This is a genomic window from Vibrio sp. M260112 (assembly GCF_036533775.1).
In the GTDB taxonomy this organism is placed as follows: domain Bacteria; phylum Pseudomonadota; class Gammaproteobacteria; order Enterobacterales; family Vibrionaceae; genus Vibrio.
The window spans coordinates 1-2717 of record NZ_JATABH010000109.1 but is presented as its reverse complement, the minus strand read 5'-3'; the positions used below and the strand labels follow the sequence as shown (position 1 = coordinate 2717).

Here is a 2717-nt window from a genome sequence, read left to right as displayed (position 1 = left end):
ACCACTTGCTGCGGCCGCTATACCTGACACGATAATCATACCTCCAGCTTGAAGAGTCTGCGTTTGAACATTGGCATGAACAATTCCTCCACCAAGCTTACCAATGACACCGCTGATAAAGCCTTGCTTGAAGCTACCACCTTGCAATTCATGGAAACCACCTTGAACCACACCATGAGCAAGAGGTAAAGCCACTCCAAACGGACTCGTTCCACCCGCAGCACCATGGGCCACCCCATAGGTGATTCCCGCAGACAAACCGCCTATTATTCCTGCCTGAAGAGAATCGTCAAAATCCCCAGTAGTGATATAGGTTGTTGAGAATGAAGCGGTCGCTCCACTCGCAGCTGCTTGTGCCATGGGTTGCAATCCAGCATATAACCCTGAAGCGGCATAACCAATCGCAATTGCACCAACCACCATTCCGGCCATTTGGATTGCTGGGTTTTTAAAGGTTTGACTCACCACAAACACAAAGAACGCCATTGCAGCGGCCCACCACACCCAGTGTCCTGTTGGATCCGTATACTTTACGGAAGCAGTAACTAAGTTTCATATGATTAACTTTCCTTTCTTTCTGTAAGCAGGGGGCGTACTTTTCGAGTCCCAAACCAATATACAAAACATATTAAAGGCATGGCTGCTAACGTCCTCCATAAATTGTTAATCTCTAATACTTGGAATACATACACAATTCCCCACATATATATAAACGAAGTAACAACACACATAATAAAATACGGATACTTTTTACGTACCGGTTGTAAAACCGAATTTAAAGAGACTACACTTGTATAAGCAAAACTACTAAGTATCGCTAATAAGTAATCTCCCTTAAAAAACAGAATCCCAATACCATACCAAAGTACGCCATATATTGCTGTTGTATCCCACTTATCATCTTGTTTATTCACACGTCATCACCGTATTACAACCTACTGAAACAGCATCATTCACTGTTCCATCATTGATTTTCAATACAAGCCCAAAAGCTTCATCGACGTATTTACAACCATCTCAAAACTGTACTCATTACTAATAACCCCATCGGAGACTAATTTCTGATACTCTCTCTTCAAGCGACTAGCTTTATCCATATCTATAACAGAAACCAAATGTGGCCGCGAATAGATTATATACATGGTGGATATAGCAAGAACGCTACCTTTTTCTCTCGCCTTTTCCAAAATAGAGACATACTGGCTTATATCTCGATCATACTCCTTGCTATAATAGTGAATTAGAAATGTAAAATACCAAGAATCACCATTCATATCTGAAGGAAGGCTCCGTTCAAATGTGTCTAATGCTAGGTCGTAACCTTCATGTTTGTTTTCAATAACTATTTTCTTAGCTAATAAAATTTCCCAATCATTAGGGAGTGATGACAGGGCGAGCGCATGAGTTGAATTAATGTTAAATTTCACAAATCATTAACCGTGAGATAATTGTGTGAAGGTGCTTTTCTTTTATCCCTGTTTGTTTCTTGACCGCATAAATCTCGACTTACGCTGCTCAACTCTTAGCAAGTTAACAAAGAGAGTGGTTTTCGTTTACAAATTATCTACTCATGCGGTTACCCTGGGAGTGATGAAGCTTGTGCATTCGGCAAAATTGTCCAAAATATCAACCCAACCAACAGTACAAGCTTTTTCATCGTTTCCACTCCACTACAGGCCAAGCGCGAGGTCGTTCTTCCAAGACTCCCTGATACCCACATGCAGCAATATTATTTATCATACAAACATTCATTATTGTTGCTTCTCTCTCTAAATAACCTAGTGGATGAGTAACTTCTAATTCAAATATATTAATTTTAGGTATTAATACATCTATATAGTTAGAGTATTCAGGCTTTTTTAATTCGATGAAATAGTAGCGTCTGTCCGCATAAGAGCTTCTTGCACATACCCCTCAATCTCAGCATTGGAAGTGCTTGTTGCTGATAGTGTGAAGAACACTTGTAAATCAGACGCAGCATAATCACTGCTGTAGCGAGTGACATATGAATCAGGAGTGGAGGTGCCACAACACCAGGCACCCTCAGCCATCTCTAGCATTAAAAACAACAAAGCTCTGTAGGAAACTGAACCATAAAATGGCAAGCTTTAATTCTCACTTTCAAGAAGCATTACCCCCTTATTTTAGAGGGCATAAAAATCTAGCCTCTTCCCTCTACCCCAAGCAAGGCTGAGTAGGTTAAAGCGATACTCGGTATCAATGTGATCCATATCACAGTACCTACCGATAGAAACATACATAGCCCACCAGAAACTAAGACTAAAATAGCAGCCCATTTACGATAACTAGAATTTGATAGTAATAGTTGATGCATTGATTTATCCATTAATCCAAAGAGCGTACTGAAAGCTAAAAATAACACCGCTACTTCGCCAGATTGAATATAGGCAGCCACACCGGGAACAAAACAAAATGGCATGGTATTAGTCACCATTTTCGAAACAAAACTAGCATCCATCAATCTTTCCTTGGTTCATTTAAAGAAGCTTCATCAAACAAAAAGCCTGAAACTTTACCGTATGCATCAAAGCCAATTGCAATCGGAAGTATTTAAACAAGCTAACATAACCGCTGGATAAGAATATGTATGAGCGGTTTCAGGGGAGAAAGATACATCAATAATTTCATTTGAAAAACTAACAACGGGATCAAAAGGAATAGGGAACTCAGTAGCTGTTAATTGAGTTATATCAACG

General features: G+C 39.9%; 4 protein-coding genes. All 4 read right to left on the bottom strand.

Going from position 1 to position 2717, the window contains the following annotated elements; genetic code table 11:
- Positions 1 to 504 (bottom strand): hypothetical protein (locus tag QTN95_RS20125; RefSeq protein ID WP_331418765.1); only part of this gene is annotated, 504 nt, incomplete at its 3' end.
- Between the two features lie 56 nt (positions 505 to 560).
- Entirely contained in the window at positions 561 to 914 is a 354-nt protein-coding gene (locus QTN95_RS20120; RefSeq protein ID WP_331418764.1) for a hypothetical protein, read from the bottom strand.
- 60 nt (positions 915 to 974) lie between these two features.
- Positions 975 to 1427 (bottom strand): hypothetical protein, encoded by a 453-nt coding sequence (locus QTN95_RS20115; RefSeq protein WP_331418762.1) that lies wholly within the window; start codon positions 1425 to 1427, stop codon positions 975 to 977.
- Between the two features lie 734 nt (positions 1428 to 2161).
- A complete protein-coding gene (locus QTN95_RS20110) occupies positions 2162 to 2479 on the bottom strand; it encodes a hypothetical protein (protein ID WP_331418761.1) in 318 nt (105 codons plus the stop codon).
- Positions 2480 to 2717 lie beyond the last annotated feature (238 nt).

What these genes read in the sequence shown, in the direction of transcription:
- QTN95_RS20110 (WP_331418761.1), bottom strand. Translation starts at nt 2,479, where the DNA reads ATGGATGCTAGTTTTGTTTCGAAAATGGTGACTAATACCATGCCATTT.